This is a genomic window from Aliiroseovarius marinus, assembly GCF_050881025.1.
Classification (GTDB): domain Bacteria; phylum Pseudomonadota; class Alphaproteobacteria; order Rhodobacterales; family Rhodobacteraceae; genus Aliiroseovarius; species Aliiroseovarius marinus_A.
Window position 1 is genome coordinate 305,951 of sequence record NZ_JBNNXQ010000004.1, and the last position, 22,911, is coordinate 328,861.

General features: G+C 54.1%; 16 protein-coding genes, 1 tRNA gene and 1 pseudogene. 15 read left to right on the forward strand and 3 right to left on the reverse strand.

Annotation, left to right across the window (positions count from 1 at the left end; genetic code table 11):
- Positions 1 to 60 precede the first annotated feature (60 nt).
- The 3 genes from ACRY08_RS14120 to lpdA all read left to right on the forward strand — a co-directional run bounded on the left by ACRY08_RS14120 (position 61) and on the right by lpdA (position 6,052).
- On the forward strand, positions 61 to 3,039 hold the full coding sequence (locus ACRY08_RS14120; RefSeq protein WP_432450599.1) for a 2-oxoglutarate dehydrogenase E1 component: 2,979 nt from the start codon (positions 61 to 63) through the stop codon (positions 3,037 to 3,039).
- A gap of 3 nt (positions 3,040 to 3,042) precedes the next feature.
- The gene (gene odhB, locus ACRY08_RS14125; RefSeq protein WP_432450600.1) at positions 3,043 to 4,536 is read left to right on the forward strand and encodes a 2-oxoglutarate dehydrogenase complex dihydrolipoyllysine-residue succinyltransferase; all 1,494 of its coding nucleotides are present in this window, start codon (positions 3,043 to 3,045) and stop codon (positions 4,534 to 4,536) included.
- 130 nt (positions 4,537 to 4,666) lie between these two features.
- Entirely contained in the window at positions 4,667 to 6,052 is a 1,386-nt protein-coding gene (gene lpdA, locus ACRY08_RS14130; protein ID WP_432450601.1) for a dihydrolipoyl dehydrogenase, read from the forward strand.
- 603 nt (positions 6,053 to 6,655) lie between these two features.
- Here lpdA and ACRY08_RS14135 read toward each other — a convergent pair.
- A complete protein-coding gene (locus tag ACRY08_RS14135; protein ID WP_432450602.1) occupies positions 6,656 to 7,306 on the reverse strand; it encodes a GntR family transcriptional regulator in 651 nt (216 codons plus the stop codon).
- Between the two features lie 47 nt (positions 7,307 to 7,353).
- On the reverse strand, positions 7,354 to 8,085 hold the full coding sequence (locus ACRY08_RS14140; RefSeq protein WP_432450603.1) for a M48 family metallopeptidase: 732 nt from the start codon (positions 8,083 to 8,085) through the stop codon (positions 7,354 to 7,356).
- A gap of 124 nt (positions 8,086 to 8,209) precedes the next feature.
- Here ACRY08_RS14140 and ACRY08_RS14145 point away from each other — a divergent pair, with 124 nt between their 5' ends.
- The 7 genes and pseudogenes from ACRY08_RS14145 (at position 8,210) to ACRY08_RS14175 (ending at position 15,945) form a co-directional block, all read left to right on the forward strand.
- Complete coding sequence (locus ACRY08_RS14145; RefSeq protein ID WP_432450604.1) at positions 8,210 to 8,530, forward strand: TIGR02300 family protein; 321 nt, start codon at positions 8,210 to 8,212, stop codon at positions 8,528 to 8,530.
- Positions 8,531 to 8,628: 98 nt separating this feature from the next.
- Positions 8,629 to 8,704, forward strand: a tRNA-Ala gene (locus tag ACRY08_RS14150).
- Positions 8,705 to 8,786: 82 nt separating this feature from the next.
- Positions 8,787 to 9,563 carry a DUF6538 domain-containing protein gene (locus ACRY08_RS14155; RefSeq protein WP_432450605.1) on the forward strand — a complete coding sequence of 259 codons (777 nt, stop codon included), beginning with the start codon at positions 8,787 to 8,789 and terminating at the stop codon, positions 9,561 to 9,563.
- Positions 9,564 to 10,091: 528 nt separating this feature from the next.
- Positions 10,092 to 10,505 (forward strand): annotated as a pseudogene (locus tag ACRY08_RS14160) (hypothetical protein); the annotation flags it as partial.
- A 538-nt stretch (positions 10,506 to 11,043) separates the two neighbouring features.
- Positions 11,044 to 11,535: a hypothetical protein gene (locus ACRY08_RS14165; protein ID WP_432450606.1), complete on the forward strand. Its 492-nt coding sequence runs from the start codon at positions 11,044 to 11,046 to the stop codon at positions 11,533 to 11,535.
- Positions 11,528 to 15,175, forward strand: a complete 3,648-nt coding sequence (locus ACRY08_RS14170) for a hypothetical protein (RefSeq protein WP_432450607.1) — start codon at positions 11,528 to 11,530, stop codon at positions 15,173 to 15,175. The genes ACRY08_RS14165 and ACRY08_RS14170 overlap by 8 nt, the downstream gene beginning before the upstream one ends.
- A gap of 92 nt (positions 15,176 to 15,267) precedes the next feature.
- Positions 15,268 to 15,945: an SOS response-associated peptidase gene (locus ACRY08_RS14175; protein WP_432450608.1), complete on the forward strand. Its 678-nt coding sequence runs from the start codon at positions 15,268 to 15,270 to the stop codon at positions 15,943 to 15,945.
- Between the two features lie 1,102 nt (positions 15,946 to 17,047).
- Here the strand turns inward: ACRY08_RS14175 and ACRY08_RS14180 are convergent.
- Positions 17,048 to 17,272 (reverse strand): hypothetical protein, encoded by a 225-nt coding sequence (locus ACRY08_RS14180; RefSeq protein ID WP_432450609.1) that lies wholly within the window; start codon positions 17,270 to 17,272, stop codon positions 17,048 to 17,050.
- Positions 17,273 to 17,541: 269 nt separating this feature from the next.
- Here ACRY08_RS14180 and ACRY08_RS14185 point away from each other — a divergent pair, with 269 nt between their 5' ends.
- The 5 genes from ACRY08_RS14185 (at position 17,542) to ACRY08_RS14205 (ending at position 22,186) form a co-directional block, all read left to right on the forward strand.
- Complete coding sequence (locus tag ACRY08_RS14185) at positions 17,542 to 18,177, forward strand: recombinase family protein (RefSeq protein ID WP_432450610.1); 636 nt, start codon at positions 17,542 to 17,544, stop codon at positions 18,175 to 18,177.
- Between the two features lie 320 nt (positions 18,178 to 18,497).
- Complete coding sequence (locus ACRY08_RS14190; RefSeq protein ID WP_432450611.1) at positions 18,498 to 20,447, forward strand: hypothetical protein; 1,950 nt, start codon at positions 18,498 to 18,500, stop codon at positions 20,445 to 20,447.
- A 68-nt stretch (positions 20,448 to 20,515) separates the two neighbouring features.
- Positions 20,516 to 21,172: a hypothetical protein gene (locus ACRY08_RS14195; RefSeq protein WP_432450612.1), complete on the forward strand. Its 657-nt coding sequence runs from the start codon at positions 20,516 to 20,518 to the stop codon at positions 21,170 to 21,172.
- A 255-nt stretch (positions 21,173 to 21,427) separates the two neighbouring features.
- Positions 21,428 to 21,694, forward strand: a complete 267-nt coding sequence (locus ACRY08_RS14200) for a DUF6538 domain-containing protein (RefSeq protein WP_432450619.1) — start codon at positions 21,428 to 21,430, stop codon at positions 21,692 to 21,694.
- 84 nt (positions 21,695 to 21,778) lie between these two features.
- A complete protein-coding gene (locus ACRY08_RS14205) occupies positions 21,779 to 22,186 on the forward strand; it encodes a hypothetical protein (protein WP_432450613.1) in 408 nt (135 codons plus the stop codon).
- Positions 22,187 to 22,911 lie beyond the last annotated feature (725 nt).

The following is a 22,911-nucleotide window of genomic DNA, read 5'->3' on the forward strand; positions in this document are numbered from 1 at the left end:
GACGACCCTCGCGCGCCCCTGAAACATGGGGCGCGCGTTTTCAAATCCTCAGGTGACCCCATGAACGACCAGAGCCCCAACGACATCTTCCATGCATCAAGCTTCATGCAAGGGCATAATGCCGAGTACCTCGAGCAGCTCTATGCCCAGTATGTGAAGGATCCCAACGCGGTCGACGCCGCGTGGCACGCGTTTTTCGCAGAGCTTGGGGATGACGCCCGTGACGTGACCGCCGAGGCCGCTGGCCCCAGCTGGGCGCGCGGTGACTGGCCTCCGATGCCGGAAGGCGAGCGGGTGCATGCTCTGGACGGTCAATGGCCTGAGGCCCCTGCCGAAGAAGGCAAGGCAGCGGCCAAGAAGATCGAAGCGAAGGCCGCCGAGAAGGGCGTTCAGCTTTCCGACGATCAGGTCAAACGCGCCGTTCTGGATTCGATCCGGGCTCTGATGATCATCCGGGCCTACCGTATTCGTGGCCACTTGGCTGCAGACCTTGATCCGCTGGGTATGCAGGAACCGACGCCGCATCCTGAGCTGGACCCAGCTTCGTACGGTTTTTCGGAAGCCGACATGGATCGTCCGATCTTTATCGACAATGTGTTGGGTCTTGAGGTTGCCTCGATCCGTCAGATCCTTGAGATCGTGAAGCGCACTTATTGCGGTACCTTTGCGCTGCAATACATGCACATCTCGAACCCGGAAGAAGCGGGTTGGCTGAAGGAACGCATCGAAGGGTTCGACAAGGAAATCCGCTTCACGCAGGAAGGTCGTAAGGCGATCCTGAACAAGCTGGTCGAGGCCGAGGGCTTCGAGAAATTCCTGCACGTGAAATACATGGGCACCAAGCGGTTCGGTCTTGATGGCGGCGAAGCGCTGATCCCTGCGATGGAGCAGATCATCAAGCGTGGCGGGCAGCTGGGCCTGAAGGATGTGGTGATCGGCATGCCGCACCGTGGCCGCCTGTCGGTTCTGGCCAACGTGATGCAGAAACCTTATCGCGCGATCTTCAACGAATTTCAGGGCGGCAGTTTCAAACCCGAAGAGGTCGACGGTTCGGGCGATGTGAAATACCACCTTGGCGCCTCGTCGGACCGCGAGTTTGATGACAACAAGGTCCACCTGTCGCTGACCGCGAACCCCTCGCACCTTGAGGCTGTGAACCCGGTGGTTCTGGGCAAGGTGCGCGCCAAGCAAGAACAGATGAACGACGTGAACCGCGATCAGGTTCTGCCGATCCTTCTGCACGGTGACGCGGCTTTTGCCGGTCAGGGCGTTGTGGCCGAAGGCTTCGGCTTGTCCGGCCTTGTGGGTCACAAAACCGGCGGCACGATGCATATCGTGGTGAACAACCAGATCGGTTTCACCACTGCACCGCATTTCTCGCGCTCGTCGCCCTATCCCACGGATATCGCGCTGATGGTGGAAGCCCCGATTTTCCACGTGAACGGCGATGACCCGGAAGCCGTGGTGCACGCCGCCCGCGTGGCCACCGAATTCCGTCAGAAGTTCCACAAAGACGTGGTTCTGGACATTTTCTGCTATCGCCGGTTTGGGCACAACGAAGGCGACGAGCCGATGTTCACCAACCCGTTGATGTATAAAAACATCAAGAAGCATAAGACGACGCTGCAGCTTTACACCGAACGTCTGGTCAAGGACGGGTTGATCCCGGAAGGCGAGATCGAGGACATGAAAGCGGCCTTCCAGGCGAAAATGAACGACGAGTTCGAAGCCGGCAAAGACTATAAGCCCAACAAGGCCGACTGGCTGGACGGGCGCTGGTCGCATCTGGACACCAACAGCGACGAATATCAGCGCGGCAAGACCGAGATATCGACCGAGACCTTCAACGAGGTTGGTAAGGCTCTGTCCACTGCACCGGACAACTTCCCGATGCACAAGACCGTTGGGCGTCTTCTGGACACCAAGGCCAAGATGTTTGACAGCGGCACCGGGTTTGACTGGGCGACCGCCGAGGCGCTGGCCTTTGGCTCGCTTCTGACCGAGGGCTTCCCAGTGCGTCTGGCCGGTCAGGACTGTACGCGCGGCACGTTCAGCCAGCGTCATTCGGGCCTGATCAATCAGGACACCGAAGAACGCTATTACCCGCTCAACAACATCCGCGAGGGTCAGGCCCACTACGAGGTCATCGACTCGATGCTGTCGGAATACGCGGTGCTTGGGTTCGAATATGGCTATTCGCTGGCCGAACCCAATGCGCTGGTGATGTGGGAAGCGCAATTTGGCGACTTCGCCAACGGCGCGCAGATCATGTTTGACCAGTTCATCTCGTCGGGTGAATCGAAATGGCTGCGCATGTCGGGCCTGACCGTCCTTCTGCCGCATGGCTTCGAAGGGCAGGGGCCGGAACACAGCTCGGCCCGTCTGGAACGCTTCCTGCAGATGTGTGGGGGCGATAACTGGATCGTGGCGAACTGCTCGACCCCGGCCAACTACTTCCACATCCTGCGTCGCCAGCTGCACCGCGGCTACCGCAAGCCGCTGATCCTGATGACGCCGAAATCGCTTCTGCGCCACAAGCTGTGCGTGTCGGATGCCAAAGACTTCACCGAAGGGTCCAGCTTCCACCGCGTCTTGTGGGATGATGGCGATCGTGACAATGGCACGGGGCGCTCGGACGCCAAGCTGGTGAAAGACGACAAGATCAAGCGCGTCGTTATGTGTTCTGGCAAGGTTTACTATGACCTGCTGGAAGAGCGTGACAAACGCGGCATCGAAGACATTTATATCTTGCGCCTTGAACAGTTCTATCCGTTCCCGGCCATGTCCTGCGTGAAAGAGCTGGAGCGCTTCAAACAGGCCGAGATTGTCTGGTGTCAGGAAGAGCCGAAAAACCAGGGATCGTGGTTCTTTGTCGAACCGAATATCGAATGGGTTCTGACCCGCATTGGCGCGAAACACACGCGCCCGGTCTATGCCGGTCGCCCGGCGGCGGCATCGCCCGCCACGGGTCTGGCATCCACCCACAAAGCACAACAAGAAGCGCTGGTGGACGCCGCGCTGACGATGGAAGGGAAATAAACCATGAGCATTGAAGTACGTGTCCCCACGCTGGGCGAAAGCGTGACCGAAGCCACGGTCGCAACATGGTTCAAGAAACCCGGCGACGCCGTTGCCGTTGACGAGATGCTGTGCGAGCTGGAAACCGACAAGGTCACCGTCGAAGTGCCGTCGCCCGCCGCTGGTGTGATGGGCGAGATCGTCGCCGCCGAAGGCGAAACCGTGGGCGTTGACGCCCTCTTGGCGATGATTGGCGAAGGCGAAGGGGCTGCACCTGCACCCGCTGCTGCCGAAGCCGCTCCGGCCGCCGCCGACCCGGCTGGTGACGCCGGTCAGGCCGTTGACGTGATGGTGCCTTCCTTGGGCGAAAGCGTGTCGGAAGCCACTGTTTCAAGCTGGTTCAAACAGGTGGGCGACACGGTCGCTCAGGACGAAATGCTCTGCGAGTTGGAAACCGACAAGGTTTCGGTTGAAGTGCCCGCGCCCGCCGCTGGCGTTCTGGCAGAAATTCTTGCCCCTGAAGGCACCACCGTGGACGCCACGGCCAAATTGGCTGTTCTGTCGGCTGGCGGCGCTGTTGTCGCTGCTCCTGCTGCGGCCCCCGCCGCTGCGGCTGCGCCTGCGGCGGCTGGCAAGGATGTGGAAGACGCACCCTCGGCCAAGAAAGCCATGGCCGAAGCTGGCCTGAACCCCGCTGACGTTCAGGGCACCGGCCGCGATGGCCGCGTGATGAAGCACGACGTTGCCGCTGCTCTGGCCGCACCGAAAGCCGCTGCCCCCGCGCCGGCCCCGGCCGCCCCGCGCGCGGCTGGTGATGCGTCGCGCGAGGAACGTGTGAAGATGACGCGCCTGCGTCAGACCATCGCGCGCCGTCTGAAAGACAGCCAGAACACCGCCGCCATGCTGACCACCTATAACGAGGTGGACATGACGGAAACCATGGCTCTGCGCAAAGAGTACAAGGACCTGTTTGAGAAGAAACATGGCGTGCGTCTGGGCTTCATGTCCTTCTTCACCAAGGCCTGCTGCCACGCGTTGAAAGAAGTGCCGGAAGTGAACGCTGAAATCGACGGTACCGACATCGTCTACAAGAACTATGTGAACATGGGCATCGCCGCTGGCACGCCCACCGGTCTTGTGGTTCCGGTGATCAACGATGCCGACAGCATGTCGTTTGCCCAGATCGAGAAAGCGATCGCCGAGAAAGGCCGCCGTGCCCGTGACGGCAAACTTTCGATGGAAGAAATGCAGGGCGGCACCTTCACCATCTCGAACGGTGGTGTCTATGGCTCGCTGATGTCCTCGCCCATTCTGAACCCGCCGCAGTCGGGCATCCTTGGCATGCACAAAATCCAGGACCGCCCGATGGCGATCAACGGCCAGGTGGTGATCCGCCCGATGATGTATCTGGCGCTGAGCTACGACCACCGCATCGTTGACGGCAAGGGCGCCGTGACCTTCCTTGTGCGCGTGAAAGAAGCGCTGGAAGATCCCCGTCGCTTGTTGATGGACCTGTAATCAAGACAAGGCGCTGCAACCAATGCGGCGCCTTATTTTTTCTTGCCAAAAACATCCCGGGATGGCGATAAATCGCAGATTTGGCACAGGAGGTAGAACCCCTGACCCCCGGTAAGACAAAGGAAAGACCATGGCAGACTATGACGTAATCGTAATCGGTGGTGGCCCGGGCGGCTATGTTTGTGCCATCCGCTGCGCCCAGCTGGGCCTGAAAACCGCTTGTGTCGAAGGGCGCGAGACCCTGGGCGGCACCTGCCTGAACGTGGGCTGTATCCCCTCGAAGGCGCTTTTGCATGCCTCCCACAGCCTGCATGAGGCCGAGCATAACTTCGCCAAGATGGGCCTGAAGGGCAAAAGCCCGTCGGTCGATTGGAAAGAGATGCTGGCCTACAAAGACGACGTGATTGGCCAGAACACCAAGGGCATCGAGTTCCTGTTCAAAAAGAACAAGGTCGATTGGCTGAAAGGCTGGGGGTCGATCCCTGCCGCCGGTCAGGTCAAGGTGGGTGACGAGGTGCACACTGCGAAAAACATCGTGATTGCGTCCGGGTCGGAGCCTTCGAGCCTGCCGGGTGTCGAGGTGGACGAGAAGGTCGTTGTGACCTCGACCGGCGCGCTTGAGCTGCCGAAGATCCCCAAGAAGATGGTTGTCATCGGCGCCGGTGTGATCGGCCTTGAAATGGGTTCGGTCTATGCACGTCTGGGCACGGAAGTAACTGTGGTCGAGTTCTTGAACGAGATCACCCCGGGCATGGACAAGGACATCCAGAAGACCTTCCAGCGCACGCTGAAAAAACAGGGTCTGACCTTCGTCATGGGCGCGGCAGTCCAGAACGTCGAGGCCAAAAAGACCAAAGCGACCGTGAACTACAAGCGCCTCAAGGATGACAGCGAACACGCGATCGAGGCCGATGTGGTGCTGGTTGCCACCGGTCGCCGTCCTTTCGTGGACGGTCTGGGTCTGGAAGCGGTTGGCGTGAAGATGACCGAACGCGGCCAGATTGCCACCGACCACTGGAAAACATCCGTGCCGGGCATCTGGGCGATTGGCGACGTGACCGAAGGCCCGATGCTGGCGCACAAGGCCGAGGACGAGGGCATGGCGGCGGCCGAGAGCATCGCCGGTCAGGCCGGACATGTGAACTACGACGTGATCCCCGGCGTGATCTACACCTCGCCCGAAGTGGCGTCTGTGGGCAAGACCGAGCAGGAGCTGAAAGAGGCTGGCGTTGACTACAAGGTCGGCAAGTTCAGCTTCATGGGCAATGGCCGTGCGAAGGCTGTGTTCATGGGCGATGGCTTCGTGAAAATTCTGGCCGACAAAGCCACCGACCGCGTGTTGGGCGTGCACATCATGGGGCCTGCCGCGGGCGAGCTGATCCATGAAGCCTGCGTGTTGATGGAATACGGAGGATCGGCAGAAGATCTGGCGCGCACCTGTCACGCCCACCCAACCTTCTCGGAAGCGGTGCGCGAGGCGGCGCTGGCTTGTGGGGATGGGCCGATTCACGCGTAAAAGCGCTCAGTTTGAACATCAAAGGGCACGCTTTCGGGCGTGCTCATTTTTTGGGAAGTTGATGTTTTCCCCAGATCGCAATTTGGCTTCCCAAGCGATGGCTGCATCGCTTGTTGCCAATAAGATAGACCAGCTTTCAAAGTGATTGGTATCACGATATCTCCAATCGCCAGAATTCCCTGTGTAGGAGAAACCAGTCAAGTAGTCGCCTCTACGTGACATGGCTCTCAACTTTCTACGATAGTCCGCGCCGTCGCACCCAAGGGGTGACAGAAACGTCTCTGCGTCAGTGCTAGAGACCTCGCTTCCGAGGGCGATGCGCCGATTGACACCCGCCGTTTCGGCTAAAGTTGCGAGCTGGCTTGCAAGATCATCGTCGGGCAGTGTCACTTCGCCAAATTGACTATTTGTGTCATCAATCTCGTCGTGGACTATATGCAAAAAAGTGTAGCGACCTGCTGGCAGTCTGGCGGTAACCAAGGGATCGCGAAGAAGAATCGATCTAAGGGTTCCTAGGTTAAACAACACTTTATTCCTTCGTCGTAAATCGGTGTGAGTTGCATTTATTTGGCGCTCAGATGAGCCGTGATCAACGGCGACATGCTACCCCACCAACATCTTCAAGCCTTGCGTGACATCCGTGCGCACGGCGAGCCTGAGCGCGGGCTCGTCGCCCGCTGCCAGCGCGGCAAGGATCATGCGGTGGTGGCGTTGCAGATCCGTGCGGTTCCGTTTGGCATAAAGCGCGCGCATGGTCGGGCCGAGTTGCAGCCACACCGTTTCCGCCATGGCAAGGATCGCGGGTGCCTGGGCGCGCAAATAGAGCGACCGGTGAAATTCTAGGTTTGTGCGCAGATAGCCAACGGCATCTTGTTTGGCGACATGCTCGGAAACGCGGGCGTTGATGGCGCGCAGCCGGTCAATCAGCGCAAGGTGCGCGCGGGGCAGGGCGCGGGCGGCCAGTTCGGGTTCCAGAAGGGCGCGCAGTGCGGCCAGCTCCTCGATCCGTTCCGGGGTCAGGTCCGGTGCCGTTACGCGTCCTGAGCTTGAGAGTGTCAGCGCCCCTTCGGCCGCCAGCCGCCTGACAGCCTCGCGCGCGGGGGTCATCGAGACGTCATAATCCTTGCCGATGCCGCGGATGGTCAGGCTTTCCCCCGGATCCAGTTCGCCATGCATGATGCGCGCGCGCAGGTGGCGATAGACACGTTCATGGGCGCTGGTGCTGTCGGGTTGGGGGCGGGTTTGACTTTGCATGGGCGAATTGTGATCACAAATCACCGCAAGGTCAATCCTGCATCGGATCAGTCGCGAAACCGAAAGCGGTGCAAAGCCGTTCCGTGATCACGAAGCCAGCGGCGGGGCGTGTCGTAACCGGGGCAGAGCGCCTCGACCTGCGACCAGAAGGCGGATGAATGATCCATGTGCCTGAGATGCGCGACCTCATGGGCGGCGACATAATCCAGCACCTCTGGCGGGGCCATGATCAACCGCCAGGAATAGCTCAGGTTGCCCCGCGCGCTGCACGAGCCCCAGCGCGAGCGTGTGTCGCGCAGGGTTACGCTTGCATAGGGCAGGCCAAGGGCGGCGCTGTAGTGGTCACTGGCGGCAACCAGCGCGGCGCGGGCCTGTTCTTTCAAAAAGCTCTCGATCCTGATCGCGTCACGAGATGCCTCGCCCGGAGGAAGCTCAAGGTGATGGCCGTTGAGCCGGACCGTGCGCGCCGTGCCGCGTGTGATCTCGACATCCGCGCCGCGAAACGGCAGCGTGCTGCCAATAGAAGGACGTTCAGGCGAGGCCGTGTCCGCAAGGTGGTTGCGAATCCAATCCGCCCGTTCGCGCGCAAACCCCTCTGCCTCGCGCCGACGGGTGCCGACGGGCACGGTCAGCGTGACCCGTCCATCCAGCCTGGAGACGCGCAGCGACAGCCGCCGCGCCCGTTTTGACACGCGCAGCGCAATCTTGATGGCCGGGTTGCCGGGCACGTCGAGCTGGCAATTTTCCATCAGGCGATCAGTGGCGGATTTAAAGAACATGCCTTTCATTGACGCGGGAACCCCGCGCGCGTCAACCCTTCGCAGGAAAAGCCTTTGACACCCTTGCGCACTTGTGGCAGTTGGCCTCAAACTCGACAGATTGAACGAACGGAAAGGGTTTCAAATGCCCAAGGCTGAATGGGGCGTCAAACGTGTCTGCCCGACAACCGGAAAACGCTTTTACGATTTGAACGCCGACCCCGTGGTTAGCCCCTATACCGGCGAGGTGATCAACCTTGAGACCGGCAAAGGCTCGCGCACGATGGTGGCGGACAAAGAAGACAAGGCCGTCATGAAGGACGACCTGGTGGAAGACGCGGATGCGGTGTTGGAAGATGACGACGCAGCAGACGTGGATCTGGGCGATGATGTTCTGGATGACGACGACGACGAGGACGTGTCGCTGGACGAGATCGCAGACGTTCCTGCAAACGACGACGACTAACCGTCGAAGAATTTTTGCGAAGGCGTGTTTTTTGGGTTGAACCCCTGCGCGCCTTTGCATAAATACCGCGCACAGACGGCAGATACGCCGTCAAGGTTGGGGCCTTAGCTCAGTTGGTAGAGCGCTTGCATGGCATGCAAGAGGTCAGCGGTTCGACCCCGCTAGGCTCCACCATTATCTCATATCTTGTTGATATCGATGGAAGTTCTTGTGTATCAAGGGCTTATATCCGTGGTTGTTACAGCGAGGTGTTACAGTGGCGACTTTAGAAAGAATGCCCGGACACCCCAGATTATACCGTCGAAATGCTGTCTACTATCACCGTGCGGCTATCCCTAAAGACATCGCTGAGACGTATCCTAAGAGTGAAGAAACGTTCTCACTCAAGACAAAGGACCACGCTGAGGCTATTCGCCTAGTTAGGATCGCTGCGGCTGAAGTTGACCGGAAGTTCGACGTTCACAGACGACAATTAACACGCCCAGAGCAGGACGAGCTTACATCTGAACAGCTACAGCTTGCTTACGATGTCTACTATCAGCACCTGCTTGAGGAAGACGACGAGATACGCACGAGCGGTTTTTCTGGTTACACTGCAGCGAAGACCTTTGAAGACGCTAAGCAGATGACTTCTGACTTGGCTGGTGCCGTGCGCTCACAATACGCACGAGGTGAACTCGATACTTTCTTTGTTGACGAGGCAGAAGATGTCCTGACTTGGGACAATGCCGACATCTGGTTGTCTCCGACGTCGTCCTCGTGGAGAGCATTGGCTCGTAAGCTTCAGGAAGCCCATATACGGGCCTCAGAGGCCATTCAGAAGCGTTTCTCGGGTGAGGTGGTCGAGACGCCGCAAACAGCCTCTAGCACCCCTCATGAGTCCTCTGGCGGGCCTTTGTTGTCGGAGTTGTTTGAGAGCCGCAGGGAAGAAGCCAAACGTACACAGGAATGGTCGCCCAAGTTGATCGACGACTATCAAACATGGACCGATCTGTTCATCGAACTGCGTGGTTACCGTCCTGTACTTGATTAGCAAAAAGCGGACGCAAGAGCTTTCAAAGAGTTGTTAATCGGATTGCCAAGTAACAGGAACAAGTACGCGCTGACGAAAGGGCTTCCTTTGGCCGAAGCTGTGGCTGTGGCTGCTAAGCACGGCCTGCCTACGCTTTCGAACAGTACAATCAACAAGGCGCTAGGCAGATTACAGGCGACATGGAAGTGGGCAGATCGTCAACTTGATGAACATGTCCCCGATATCTTTGGTCCAATGAAGTTGAAGACCACGACAAACGCGCGAGATGACGCAGACCCCTTCAGTACCGCCCAGCTACAAACACTGTTCAACAGTCCGTTATTCGACGGTTGTAAATCAGAGCGTCGGCGTTCTGAACCCGGTAGCACCAACATGAGTTTGACGAGTTCGTACTGGCTACCGCTTCTCGGTCTATGGACGGGTGCACGATTAAACGAACTGTGTCAGCTCAGGCTTGATGACGTCCAAACAGAAGACGGCATACCATTCCTACTCTAACATGAGGGCGACGAAACCCAGCGCACCAAAGGACACGAGAAACGGGTTGTCCCTCTGCACCCTGAGCTAATCCGGCTTGGTTTTCTTCGATACGTGCAACACCAGAGAAAAACGGGAGAAGAGCGCGTGTTCCCAAGCCTCAAGTTAGGAGAAAAAGGGTACTACTCTGAGCAACCATCAAAGGATTTCAGAAGTTACATCACAAGGCTTGAGGTGAAAACGCCTAAGACTTCTTTCCATTCTTTTCGCCACAACTTCAAAGATGCTTGCCGACATGCGGGGGTAAGCCGCGATATTAACGATATCCTGTTAGGTCACGCATTGCCGGGAATGGCTGGAAGATACGGGGACGGTAAGATGCCGTTACCTACATTGTATGATGCTGTTTGCCAGATCGAGTATCCGGGTTTGGACTTAATGGGTATCAATAGATTTACAGAGTAATGCGGCTTTCGGGCTTGTGATGAATTGGATTGGGCGAGCTAAGCGTATCCGCTCAAAACAGTTGGGGCAGGATAGCAAACACAAACACGAACATCCCCAACGAGGCTGAGAGGTTTCGGAGGTTGCGTTGTTTGTCGACCGCTCGCTGCCAACGGAAATCCACCACTTCGGGATCAACTTTATTGTCTACCGGAAAGCTAAAGTACCTTTGAAGTGCCTTCAGTTTGCTGGTGTGTTCATTCGTGGCTAAGCGCTCAAGGTTACGTTTGGCTTCAGTCCAAACAACCCAACAAGTGACTATACATGCGAGTGTAAGCAACCGTCCCCACAAGATGTCTGGTTCAATCATATAAATCTCAATCTAGTCAGCGGGTTAACTGGGTAAATGGATACAGCCTTAAGTGGCTTTGTTCAAGTTTCCGCCAAATAGGGGCCACCATTAGGTACACTGATCCTTTCTTTGCTGGAACAGCTCATGCTCCCGGCTTGAAAGCGCGGTGTACTTTCTCCCCCAAAAGAAAACACATGTGGAACCCAAATGAACAACTTACCTCCGCACCGACTGTATGATGTCGACGAACAATACCCTCAGCCATTTACCGATATGTACGGAAACCTGCACCAGCCGGATGGAAGCATCAAAGTCGCAAAGCTTTCGCGGTCAGCGCATTTCAATCGCAAGCAGACACCCGAAACTGAACAAGCAATCGCGCAAGCTTATGCAGATGGTGACCTTAGGATTTCTGAAATTGCAGAAGAGTTCTCTGTCTCCGAAACGAGTGTACGCAGAATTGCACAAGTTCACGGTGTGCCACTGCGCGTAGAGCGTCTGTCAAAGCGAATTACCAAAGTGAATGTTGCAAAGGTTATCAAGCTAACGCGAAAAGGTATGACAGCTCGCGAGATCGCAACTGCACTTGGACAAACACGCAGTGCGATTACCAATGTACGTGCTCGCACCAGTCCAATCCATTTTGCTGATGAACAGACCACCTGCCCAAGTCAGCAGGGAGGCTGCTTGAATGTCTAATCTGCAGTTTGACGAAGATGGTATGCTGATTGTCCCTACGGCCAGCAAAGAAGCAACCAAGCCCAGCGCGGAACGCAAACCACGCAAGTCAGGACTACAGTTCGACGAAAACGGGATGCTCGTTGTCCCGTCTACAACTGGTGCTGAAGGGCAGGGGGCAACCCCCGCCCCAGAGCAACCGAAAGAACCCCTGAGTGTCGGTAAGGTGCTCAAGGAAACAGGCAAGGCCGTAGTCGGTGGTGTACGCGACGGCTTGCAAGAGATGGGTGAAACCATCCAATGGGCTGGCGAAGGTATTGGCAACGCTATCACAGGTGGCTCAGACATCTACTACACCGAAGAGGAAGGCTTTGAATGGCTCTCCCCTGAAGAGGTCAAGAGCGGTCAGTACACAATCCCCTCGTGGCAAACCAGTGGTCTCCTAGGTGAAGGCGGTTTTATCGACCTACCTGAAGTGGCTGAGAACGAAACGATGGTTGGCAACATGGGCCGTGGTATTGTCCAGTTCGTGTCTGCCTACGGTGCTGTCGGTAAAGCTGCTAATCTCGCTAAGGCCAAGACCACAGCTGGTGCTGCAGCTCAAGCTATGAGCCTAGGCGCGGCCACTGACTTCGCCGCCTTTGATGCACACGAAGATCGCTTCTCCGATTTCCTGCGGGATAACGTCGGATTGCAAGACCCTATCACTGAGTACCTGTCTGCGGACGGTGACGACAGTGTGTTCGAAGGGAAGCTCAAGAACGCGATTGAAGGGTTGGGCATGGGCCTAGCCACTGAAGGTGCGGTACGCCTGATCAAGCTCTTCAAGAAAGCGAAGAAGGTGCAGGGTGTCGAAGGTGATGAAGCTGCGGCTTCGATCATGAACGATGGTCTTGCTGAGATCGCTGAGAAAGAGCCTGAGCTGTTCGACCAGCTTGAGCTATTTGACGAAGTAAGTGACCCGAACCTAAAACACACAGGAGCTGGTCCAGAAAGGATTGAAGATGTTAGAGCTGCTGATGCCAATGCTCAAGCCGATGTTACTGTCGGTGCTGATGTACATGGCCCTGCTGTTCCTCGTTCTAGTGAACTTGAAGCAGTAACCACGGTAAACACTGACACGCTCACAGATGCTCTCACACAAGAGATGGCTATCCGTCGTGGTGGGTCTATGGCTGATCCTAACCGAGCGCTCGACGGTAAGCTGTTCAACTTCGACAACATGGACGCAGATGTGGACGTGAAGGAAGTCATGAACATGGCCGCTGATGACATTGTTGCAGCTGGTATCAAAGATCAGACTACCTTCGACGAGATCGTGAAAGACGCCAAGGGCTTCCTAACTGATGCTGTTGAGGTGTCCCCTGAGATCATTGATGCGTCACTTGCGCGTATGGCTAAGGATGCTGAGAAGCAGCAGGGTATCGTTATTGCTGGTAAAGCAATGGTTCAATCTCTGGCTCGTGAAGTGGAAACACTGGCTTCCAAGATTGATGCTGGGTCTGCGTCAAAGATGGACATGGAGAAGTTCATCCGCCTTGAACAACGCCTCGTGGAAACCTCAGCTAACCTGAAGTCGGTAATCACTGGCTCAGCTCAGACAACTGCAGCTGGCCGCATCCGTACCGCTGACTGGCTCGATGGACATGAGATCGCGACACAAGACCTTCTGGCGTCACGTCTGGGTAAGGATGGCGGTATCCAAGGCATCGAAGGGAGAGCTAAGGCTATCCTGTTGAACAAGGAAACCAAGGGTGGTGAGCGTGGGCTACTGCGTATCGTCGAGACTGACCCTTCAACGCCTATGCGTGTGGTCAACGAGATCTACATCAACTCGATCCTGTCTGGCCCCAAGACCCACATGGTCAACCTCATGTCCAACGCAATGAATACGCTCTTGCTACCAGCTGAGAAGATGGTGGGTGGGGCTATGCGTCTCGATGGGGCTACCATGCGTGAAGGGTTCGTCCAATATCAGGGTCTCTCTATGGCCCTGAAGGACAGCTTTAAGATGGCTGGTACCGCGTTGAAGCGTGGGCGTAACATCCTAGACCCTGAAGCTGCTATCCTTGAGGCCAACGGTGTGGATTACCACGCTATCAGGTCTCAATCAGAGAACCCTGTGATCCGTAACTTGGTGAACTACATGGGTGAAACCATCCGCCTGCCTTCGCGTGGGCTGTTGGCTGGTGACGAGCTGTTCAAGCAAATGAACTACCGCTCCAACCTTTATGCCCGTCTGTCCACTGAAGCTTCCGATCTGGTAGCTGCAGGGAAGATCACCAAAGAAGAGATGGGCCAGCACATCGCTGACCGCATGGCTACAGCATTTGACCGTAAAGGTTCTGCCCGTTCTCAGGTTGATCTCGACTATGCACGTGAAGCAACCTACACGCAGGACTTGCGTCAGGACTCGCCTTCGCGGCACGTCCAAGACTTCACAAACAGACACCCCGGTATGAAGCTGATCCTACCCTTCGTCCGTACCCCTACGAACATTCTGAAGGCTGGTGTTCAGCGTACCCCTGTGCTTCGTCGCCTGAGTAAATCGCTCATGGATGACATCAACAGTGGTGATCCACGTCGCATGGCTTCGGCCAACGGTAAGCTGGCTACAGGCTCGCTTATGTGGGGCATGGGTGTGACTTTGGCTATGGAGGGGCGTATCACTGGTTCTGGTCCAAAAGACCCTACACTTCGTGCGCGTCTGATGGAAACAGGCTGGCGGCCCTACAGCGTTGTCACTGATGACGGCAACGGCGGTAAGCGGTACGTGGAATACCGGCGTATGGACCCATATGCGATGTTTTTGGGTATCGCTGCTGATGTCGCTGAGATTGGTGGGCAAGTGGGTGAAGCTGAGATGTCAGAGTTGGCAACTTCAGCTATCATTGGCTTGGTCAACAACGTCGCTTCGAAGACATACCTGCAAGGTTTGATCGACGTGGTGGAAGGCGTCAGTGATCCTGAGCGTTTCCTGCCGGGTCTCATGCGTCAATACGCTTCGTCTATGGTTCCGTTCTCTGCAGCCCAACGTGAGATGCGTAAGCATGTGGACAACGAGATGCGGGAAGTCAGAAGTGTCGTGGATGCTGTGATGAACACAGTCCCCGGTTTCTCTGATGACCTACCCGCACGGCGTTCGTGGATCACTGGTGAAGCTATTCAGTACCCCAAAGGCTGGGGCGCTGATATGACCAGTCCTATTGGCGATGCGTTCGCTGCTGCCAACCCGATCATCGCTGGTGATTGGAAGCAGGACAAAGTGCTAGACGAGCTGGGCAATCTGGACTTCGGTTTCAGTGCACCTACGCGAAAGCTTGAAGGTGTGGAAATGACCACGGCTCAATACTCTCGCTTGCTTGAGCTACACGGTACTGTCCGTATCGGTAGGTACAACATGTATCAGGCGCTAGAGAAGGTCTTTGACAGTGCTCAGTACGACCTAGGCCGTGAACGTTTCCAAGACGCAGCTGACCCTCAGATGAACCCACGTGTTATGATGGTACAACGTGTTATCATGAACTTCCGAAAGGCAGCTCGTGCCAAGCTTCTGGAAGAAGATGCGGATCTGCGTAGTCAAGTTGAAGGCGTGAAGCGCGAAGCGTTCGGCCATGCGCGTTCTGTCTACTCTGGCGTGGCTGATCTAGCAGGTCAGTAAACTAATCTAACAACCAAACAAGGAGCCTACCCCTTTAGCGAGGGGTGGGCCTGTCACTTGACGTTTTCAGCTTGCTAGGCGCAATCTGTGGTATGTGTGGAAAGTTTGCAGCAGGTCATTTAACCCAGCGCCAGATGGCCGATCTTATGGACTATTTTCTCTATGGCACCCATTTGCCTGATGGGTCGATCCCAAGCGCTAACCCAAGCTATAACCTCAACCCAACGGATATGATAGACATCGCTTTCTCGGACGAAGGCGGGTTTCTGCTGACAAGTGCTACTTGGCAAATGACGCCGAAGGGGTCCAAGCGCAAGCTGATAAACTCGAAAATCGAAAATGCTGCGTTCTGGGAGCGCTATTGGACTTCAGGCAGATGCATCATTCCCGCGATTGGGTACTATGAGTGGCCAGAGGTTGACGGGCGCACAACACCTCATTTCGTAACGGTCAAACGAAACAATCCGCTCCTGTTCTTTGCTGGGTTCTATCAGCGCGAAGTCGATGGGGGAATTTCCTGCACCATCATTACGCGCAAACCTTCAGAGCAGATTGCGCACATTCACAGCCGTATGCCCGTGATAATGGCCCCTGAGCAAGTTCAGGACTGGCTGACTTACACGATGGGGCGAGAACAGGCTCAGACAGAGTTGGGGACAAACTGGAACGGGCGTTTTGAGTATCACGCAATCGCGCCGATCAAACCAAACAGCGACGGACCTGAGCTAATCGAGCCGTACGACCCGCCACAAGCAAGTTTTGATTTCTGAATGCCCCAGAACAAGCCATTGAGGCTATGAACCGTGGGGAAGGCTCAGGGTACACTTGGGTTTAGTTCGCTGAACGCTCTACGGCCCAAAGCTGAGCCTTGTAAGATATTGATAAAAAACGGCAATAATTAGGTTCCACCATTAGAATAATGCTATGGGCTGTTGCTATATACTATAGAGATAGGCACAGCCTGTAGCTTAAGCTTAGATTGTAGTTCACTGTTGGGTGTTGATGACTAGGACGATGGTAGCTGAAGCTAGTAAGCATCGTAGTTGTAAGACCATATGAGCATGTGAGCTGAAGGGTACCAAGTTAGGTGCCACCATTGGGGAAGCTTAAGCTAATCCCGATGGGTCTCCGTCCTCGTGGTCTAAAACAATGAACACAAAGCTTAAGCTACAGCTCTACTAGCTAATGCTTGTAAGGCTCGATCAGATTGTTGGGTGTATCGACTAGGACGTAGTGAGCCAGAGTGGATGGGCTTCATGGACTGGTAAGCTGAGTAACTGCGTCTTGTCAGTAATAGGGCCTGTTCTGGGGTCAAAAATCTGAGCGGCCAACCTATAAGGCGTTATCTTGGCGTTCCCCCCTATGGGGGTGGTCGGTCTGTACGTATCCGTGATTGTCGATGCAGTTGGATTGCATCTGAGCGTTTACTGTAGTTGGCTGGGATTTTCAGCTAATGCGTTGACATTAAAGGGTAATGACTGTCTTCTTGTCTCATTAAATCAAAGCACATTGCTAACATTTTGTTGGAGACACTTTCCCAATGTCGGATGATCTGAACCTTAGCCTAGACATTATCGCTCGCTTTAAGCAGCAGGGTCAGCACATGGATATAACCAAGCTGCAGGTCTTTCTTTGTATCGCTCGCAACCCACACTGTAATCGCCCAGTAATTGAAGCTGCCACGGGGCTTACACAATCTACCGTCAGTCGTGTCACGCAGTCTCTAGGGGCTGGTCAGGCGCGGTCTAAGGCGCAAGGTCTAGGGTTGGTGGTCGGATACCCAGACAGGGAAGACCCCCGACGCCTTTGTTATGTACTGAGCGCCGAGGGTCGAAAGCTGTTTAAGGAGTTTCAGCGGCCTTCAAGCAGGGCCTAGCTCGCAAACAGACGTTCATATGCTGATGCACTTGCGGCTCTTTCATTAGCTAGTGTTTTTGCCGAAGTGATGTAGGCACGAAGGCGTCCTAGGCAAATGAGATATTCACAGCCTGTTTCATCTACCAAAGCTTCGATTTCAATACGGCTAGGTGTGATGGTGTCCCATTGCGCATACAAGCGACCGAGATAAGGGATGTTGATGTGGAGAAGTTCTTTCATGTTGCGTGTCCTATCAGGTTTGAACGACGCAAGGTATTGATATCAATGCCAAATGGAGTTGATCGCCTTGCTTTATCTCCTACCGCTTTCGGACTGAGATGGCAAGTGGTCTGTACGCATCGAATTGGTGTGTACTTATGTTTTTGTCCGATAGGGTATACTTAAACGTACATTTTGCGATATATAGTTTTGTGCGTCCGTAAGGGTTGACTTTTAACAACGTACACTTAATTAAACGTACACAACCTAAACGGACACGTGAGGATCACATGAGCAAGACCATCTTGTACGCACGAGTTTCAACTACAGACCAAACCATCGACCACCAGAAGGATCAGGCTGAAGCTGCGGGCTTTGTGATCGACGAGGTTGTCGCTGACCACGGGGTCTCCGGTATCAGTACCGAGCTTAAAGAGCGGGAAGAGGGCAAGCGGCTTTACGACAAGTTACGCCACGGTGACACTCTGGTTGTCCGTTGGGTGGACCGCTTGGGACGCAACTACCAAGACGTTACCGATACGATCCGACACTTCATGAGACAGGGTGTTGTAATCAAGACAGTCATCAACGGACTGACATTCGACGGGTCAACTAAAGACCCTATGCAAGAGGCCGTCAGGGACGCTCTGATAGCCTTTATGGCCGCAAGTGCTCAGGCACAGGCAGAAGCCACCAAAGAGGCTCAGAGGGCTGGCATAGAGGCAGCACGACGCGATGGATCGAAGTATCGTGGGAAGAAGCCCAGCTATGACCGTGAAGCGCTGGGCGTTGTCGTGGACATGCTGGGGCAAGACAAGGGTGCTTCTGAGATTTCCAAGGCAACCGGGCTTACACGTCAGACTGTGCTGCGCATTAGGTCAGATCCTGCAGCGGCTGATGTGACATTGTCTCGTTGGGAAAGCTGAAACGTTCCTGAACAGATTTGACACCTCTGCATTCTTTAGTCGAGTTACCGTTGATTTATTTTTCAGCTGCTCGCTTGGTACTCTGTTTTGCAAGTTCTGCTACTCACAGGCAGTTCCCCTTCGAGAAGCGGTGCGCAAAACCTTTGTTTATCTGTGCAATACAGGTTTTCATTGGGGCAGAAAGCTGTAGGAGAACACGGCTGTTTAACTACGGGGAGTGGTGCAAACAGACGTGTGTAGACAATACCTTAGTCTTAAGGCAATTCTAGGTTGATTGTTGGCGAGAGAAATCTAATGCAGTGGTATTTCAAGGGGGTACTATGACTGGTGTGCGGGCATTCGTTGGTCACAGTTTTTCGGATAAAGACGAAGAGGTGGTTCGTAAGTTCACGGATTTCTTCGATACATTGAAAAATGGATCAAAAAACTTCGACTGGGTGCACGCAACTGAGTCCCGATCAGAGGATGTTTCGGAAAAGGTACTTGAGCTAATAAATGGGAAAAATCTCTTTATTGGAATTTGCACTCAGAACGAGGGAACGGTCAAAGAACATAATTTCAGGCGCTCTAAGCTCAGTGCGCGGATTGCGGTGCGAGAAGAAGATATTGAATGGAAAACTTCTGACTGGATCATCCAAGAAACTGGCCTAGCAATCGGTCGGGGGATGAAACTTATATTGCTTGTTGAAGACGGAGTGCGGACGCCGGGTGGTTTACAAGGAAACCTAGAGTACATTTCATTTAACAGAGCAATGCCGGAGAAAGCCTTTCCCAGCATTATGGAGATGGTTAATAACCTACACAGTCTTGGCGACGAGGATGATAGCTATGCCGCAAAGTCGGAACCAACCTCTCCGGTGTCGCAGGAGATAATAGAAGAAGACGCAACGCACTCGTTGACAGAACCTAATGATAGTTGGGAATTGAGCGATTATCGATTTGGGATCATTAAGGGCCTATTACGGGGTGATGAGGAGTACTGTCAGCGCGTGGAAAAGGCATATACCGCTTCACTAGGTCCACAAGATACTCGGTCGCGTGCAGAATGGAATGCAGCTGTTGAGTACTTGAAGCTTAAAGTGTCGGGCGAAGGTGATCCGCGGTCGCTTGAGAAACAAGCGCTTGCTCACGAAGATATTGCGCCCATTCAAGCTCATGCCGCTCGAGCTTTCTTACATTTTGACGATAAACAGAATGCTCAAAAGTTCTTCCGTCGAGCCATCGAAAAGGTTGAGGATGATAACGAGAAGATCGAGCTGCTCGGAGAGTTGGCGAACACGTATCCTGAAGACTGCGATGTAGGCGAAGTGATAAGCATCATCGACGAAATGCGGGCATTAGTGGGAGATCCCAAAACAGAAGAACTAGTCTTATCGAAACTTCGTAACCTCCGTAGCTGGTACAAGGATGATCTACTAAGGACAGCTTTACTGGAAAGGGAGATCTCAATTGATCCAACCAATTTGCAGAAAAGGTTCGATTTGGCCTACGCTCATTCGGAAAACGATGGCGATGTACTCTCAATGTACCACTATGAGAAGATACCAGAGAACAAGCGCAACGGAACCACGTGGAACAACCTAGGTGTCATCTATCAGCAATTAAACATGAGCGCCAAGTCAGTAGAAGCATACAAAAAGGCAGCTGATGAAAACGAAACAATCGCAATGGGCAATCTGGCACGTTTGCTTTTGAACGCAGGTTTCGTTGCGGAAGCAAGCGAGTATTTGCGGGCGGCTCAAGTATTGCCCGACTTTCACGACAACATCGCAACATCTTTAGTTAGATTGAAAGAGATACCCAACGAAGAAATCGAACTACACGACGAGAAACTCGAAGATGTAAATCTAGTTAGCGAGTTCTTGAGCCATGTTGGGAACCACGTTTGGAAAGCGACCCCTACTAGTCTACCCTCAACAATGATGGACCCGTCTTGCGAGCTTAGTATTTCGTTCGACAGTGGTACTTTCTCAGCAAAAGGCAGCTACGAGAACGACGCTAACTCCGGTGTTGCAAATGCCCTCACGGGCGTTAAAGGCACAAGCCAGAAGGAGCGGATTGAAGTAGCATATAATGGGCGATTTGTTGGGGGTGTGATTATCGGTGAAAGGACTGAGAGGAAAACGGTGGACGGATTGCGCCCGACTTCACTATTGGATCAGCTTTCAAAAAATAAAAAGTTCGTAATTGTCTTTGAGGAACCGGGGTTAGCCGTACGAGGGATGATCGGTAGAAAGCTAACAGAGTTCAGATTTAATGATAAAGGCTAATTGCCAGTCAAGATTTTAGAGCCACCGCGAGTTAGCGCATTTTCTCCATATTAACTGCCTGTTTAAGAATGATCCAACTTGTTCAGAACACAAAAGATAGGCTTGCTGAAATCACCAGCAAGCTTCCCGAAGATATTTACGCACTCATTCCAACTACGCGTGACTTGGAAGCAATCGTCGATGCAAAGTACTACGACCAATTGAGAGCTATTCGTTGGTTTGCACTGATCCGCCCACCGGCCTACGTTTACGCAGTAGCTGACTTTGAGGGGAAACGGATATCCCTACATCAATATGTTCTGTCTTTGGCTTCTCCCAACAAAGCGATTGAGGATATCAAGCATGTTACCTTTCACAACAGGTTCAGCTTAGATTGCCGCCTTGAGAACCTGACCACGACGTACGACCGCCAGTCTGTGACGAGAAACCGACGAGGCAAGCGCAATACATCATCTGAGTTTAAAGGCGTTAGAAAGGCATACCGAACAAACGGTGCGGTCTACTGGCGAGCTGAAATCTATGACGGAAAGGGTCGAGTTAGTTTAGGGAACTACGACGATGAAGAATGGGCCGCCAAAGTCTACGACGCTGCCGCTTATCTGATATTTGATGGGACTGCCTACTACAATTTTCCAGACTGTGTACCCAACGTTGAAGCTGTTAGAGAGGCTGCAGCGAGACTTGCTAGACACAAGGCAAAAAAGGCTCGAAGAGATGCCGTCTAAAATTGCGTTCGATCTAAGTCGTGCTGATTTAGCGTTGTCCAGGATTTAGTCAAAGTGTTACAGTGGAATGTACCATTTGCTCCAAGAGGGGCTTTGTAAGTGACTGAAATATAAGGACAGTCTCTACTGTTTCGCGCTCCCGCTAGGCTCCACCATTCTCTCATATCTTGTTGATATTGATGGACGTCCTTGTGTATCAAGGGCTTACATCCGTGGTTGTTACAGCGAGGTGTTACAGTGGCGACTTTAGAAAGAATGCCCGGACACCCCAGATTATATCGCCGAAACGTTGTCTATTATCACCGTGCGGCTATCCCTAGAGACATTGCTGAGACGTATCCTAAGAGTGAAGAAACGTTCTCACTCAAGACAAAGGACCACGCTGAGGCTATTCGCCTGGTTAGGATCGCTGCGGCTGAAGTTGACCGGAAGTTCGACGTTCACAGACGACAACTAACACGTCCAGCGCAGGACGAGCTTGCAGCTGAACAGCTACAGCTTGCCCATGACGTTTATTATTAGCACCTGCTTGACGAAGACGACGAGATACGCACGAGCGGTTTTTCTGGTTACACTGCAGCGAAGACCTTTGAAGACGCTAAGCAGATGACTTCTGACTTGGCTGGTGCCGTGCGCTCACAATACGCACGAGGTGAACTCGATACTTTCTTTGTTGACGAGGCAGAAGATGTCCTGACTTGGGACAATGCCGACATCTGGTTGTCTCCGACGTCGTCCTCGTGGAGAGCATTGGCTCGTAAGCTTCAGGAAGCCCATATACGGGCCTCAGAGGCCATTCAGAAGCGTTTCTCGGGTGAGGTGGTCGAGACGCCGCAAACAGCCTCTAGCACCCCTCATGAGTCCTCTGGCGGGCCTTTGTTGTCGGAGTTGTTTGAGAGCCGCAGGGAAGAAGCCAAACGTACACAGGAATGGTCGCCCAAGTTGATCGACGACTATCAAACATGGACCGATCTGTTCATCGAACTGCGTGGTTACCGTCCTGTACTTGATTAGCAAAAAGCGGACGCAAGAGCTTTCAAAGAGTTGTTAATCGGATTGCCAAGTAACAGGAACAAGTACGCGCTGACGAAAGGGCTTCCTTTGGCCGAAGCTGTGGCTGTGGCTGCTAAGCACGGCCTGCCTACGCTTTCGAACAGTACAATCAACAAGGCGCTAGGCAGATTACAGGCGACATGGAAGTGGGCAGATCGTCAACTTGATGAACATGTCCCCGATATCTTTGGTCCAATGAAGTTGAAGACCACGACAAACGCGCGAGATGACGCAGACCCCTTCAGTACCGCCCAGCTACAAACACTGTTCAACAGTCCGTTATTCGACGGTTGTAAATCAGAGCGTCGGCGTTCTGAACCCGGTAGCACCAACATGAGTTTGACGAGTTCGTACTGGCTACCGCTTCTCGGTCTATGGACGGGTGCACGATTAAACGAACTGTGTCAGCTCAGGCTTGATGACGTCCAAACAGAAGACGGCATACCATTCCTACTCTAACATGAGGGCGACGAAACCCAGCGCACCAAAGGACACGAGAAACGGGTTGTCCCTCTGCACCCTGAGCTAATCCGGCTTGGTTTTCTTCGATACGTGCAACACCAGAGAAAAACGGGAGAAGAGCGCGTGTTCCCAAGCCTCAAGTTAGGAGAAAAAGGGTACTACTCTGAGCAACCATCAAAGGATTTCAGAAGTTACATCACAAGGCTTGAGGTGAAAACGCCTAA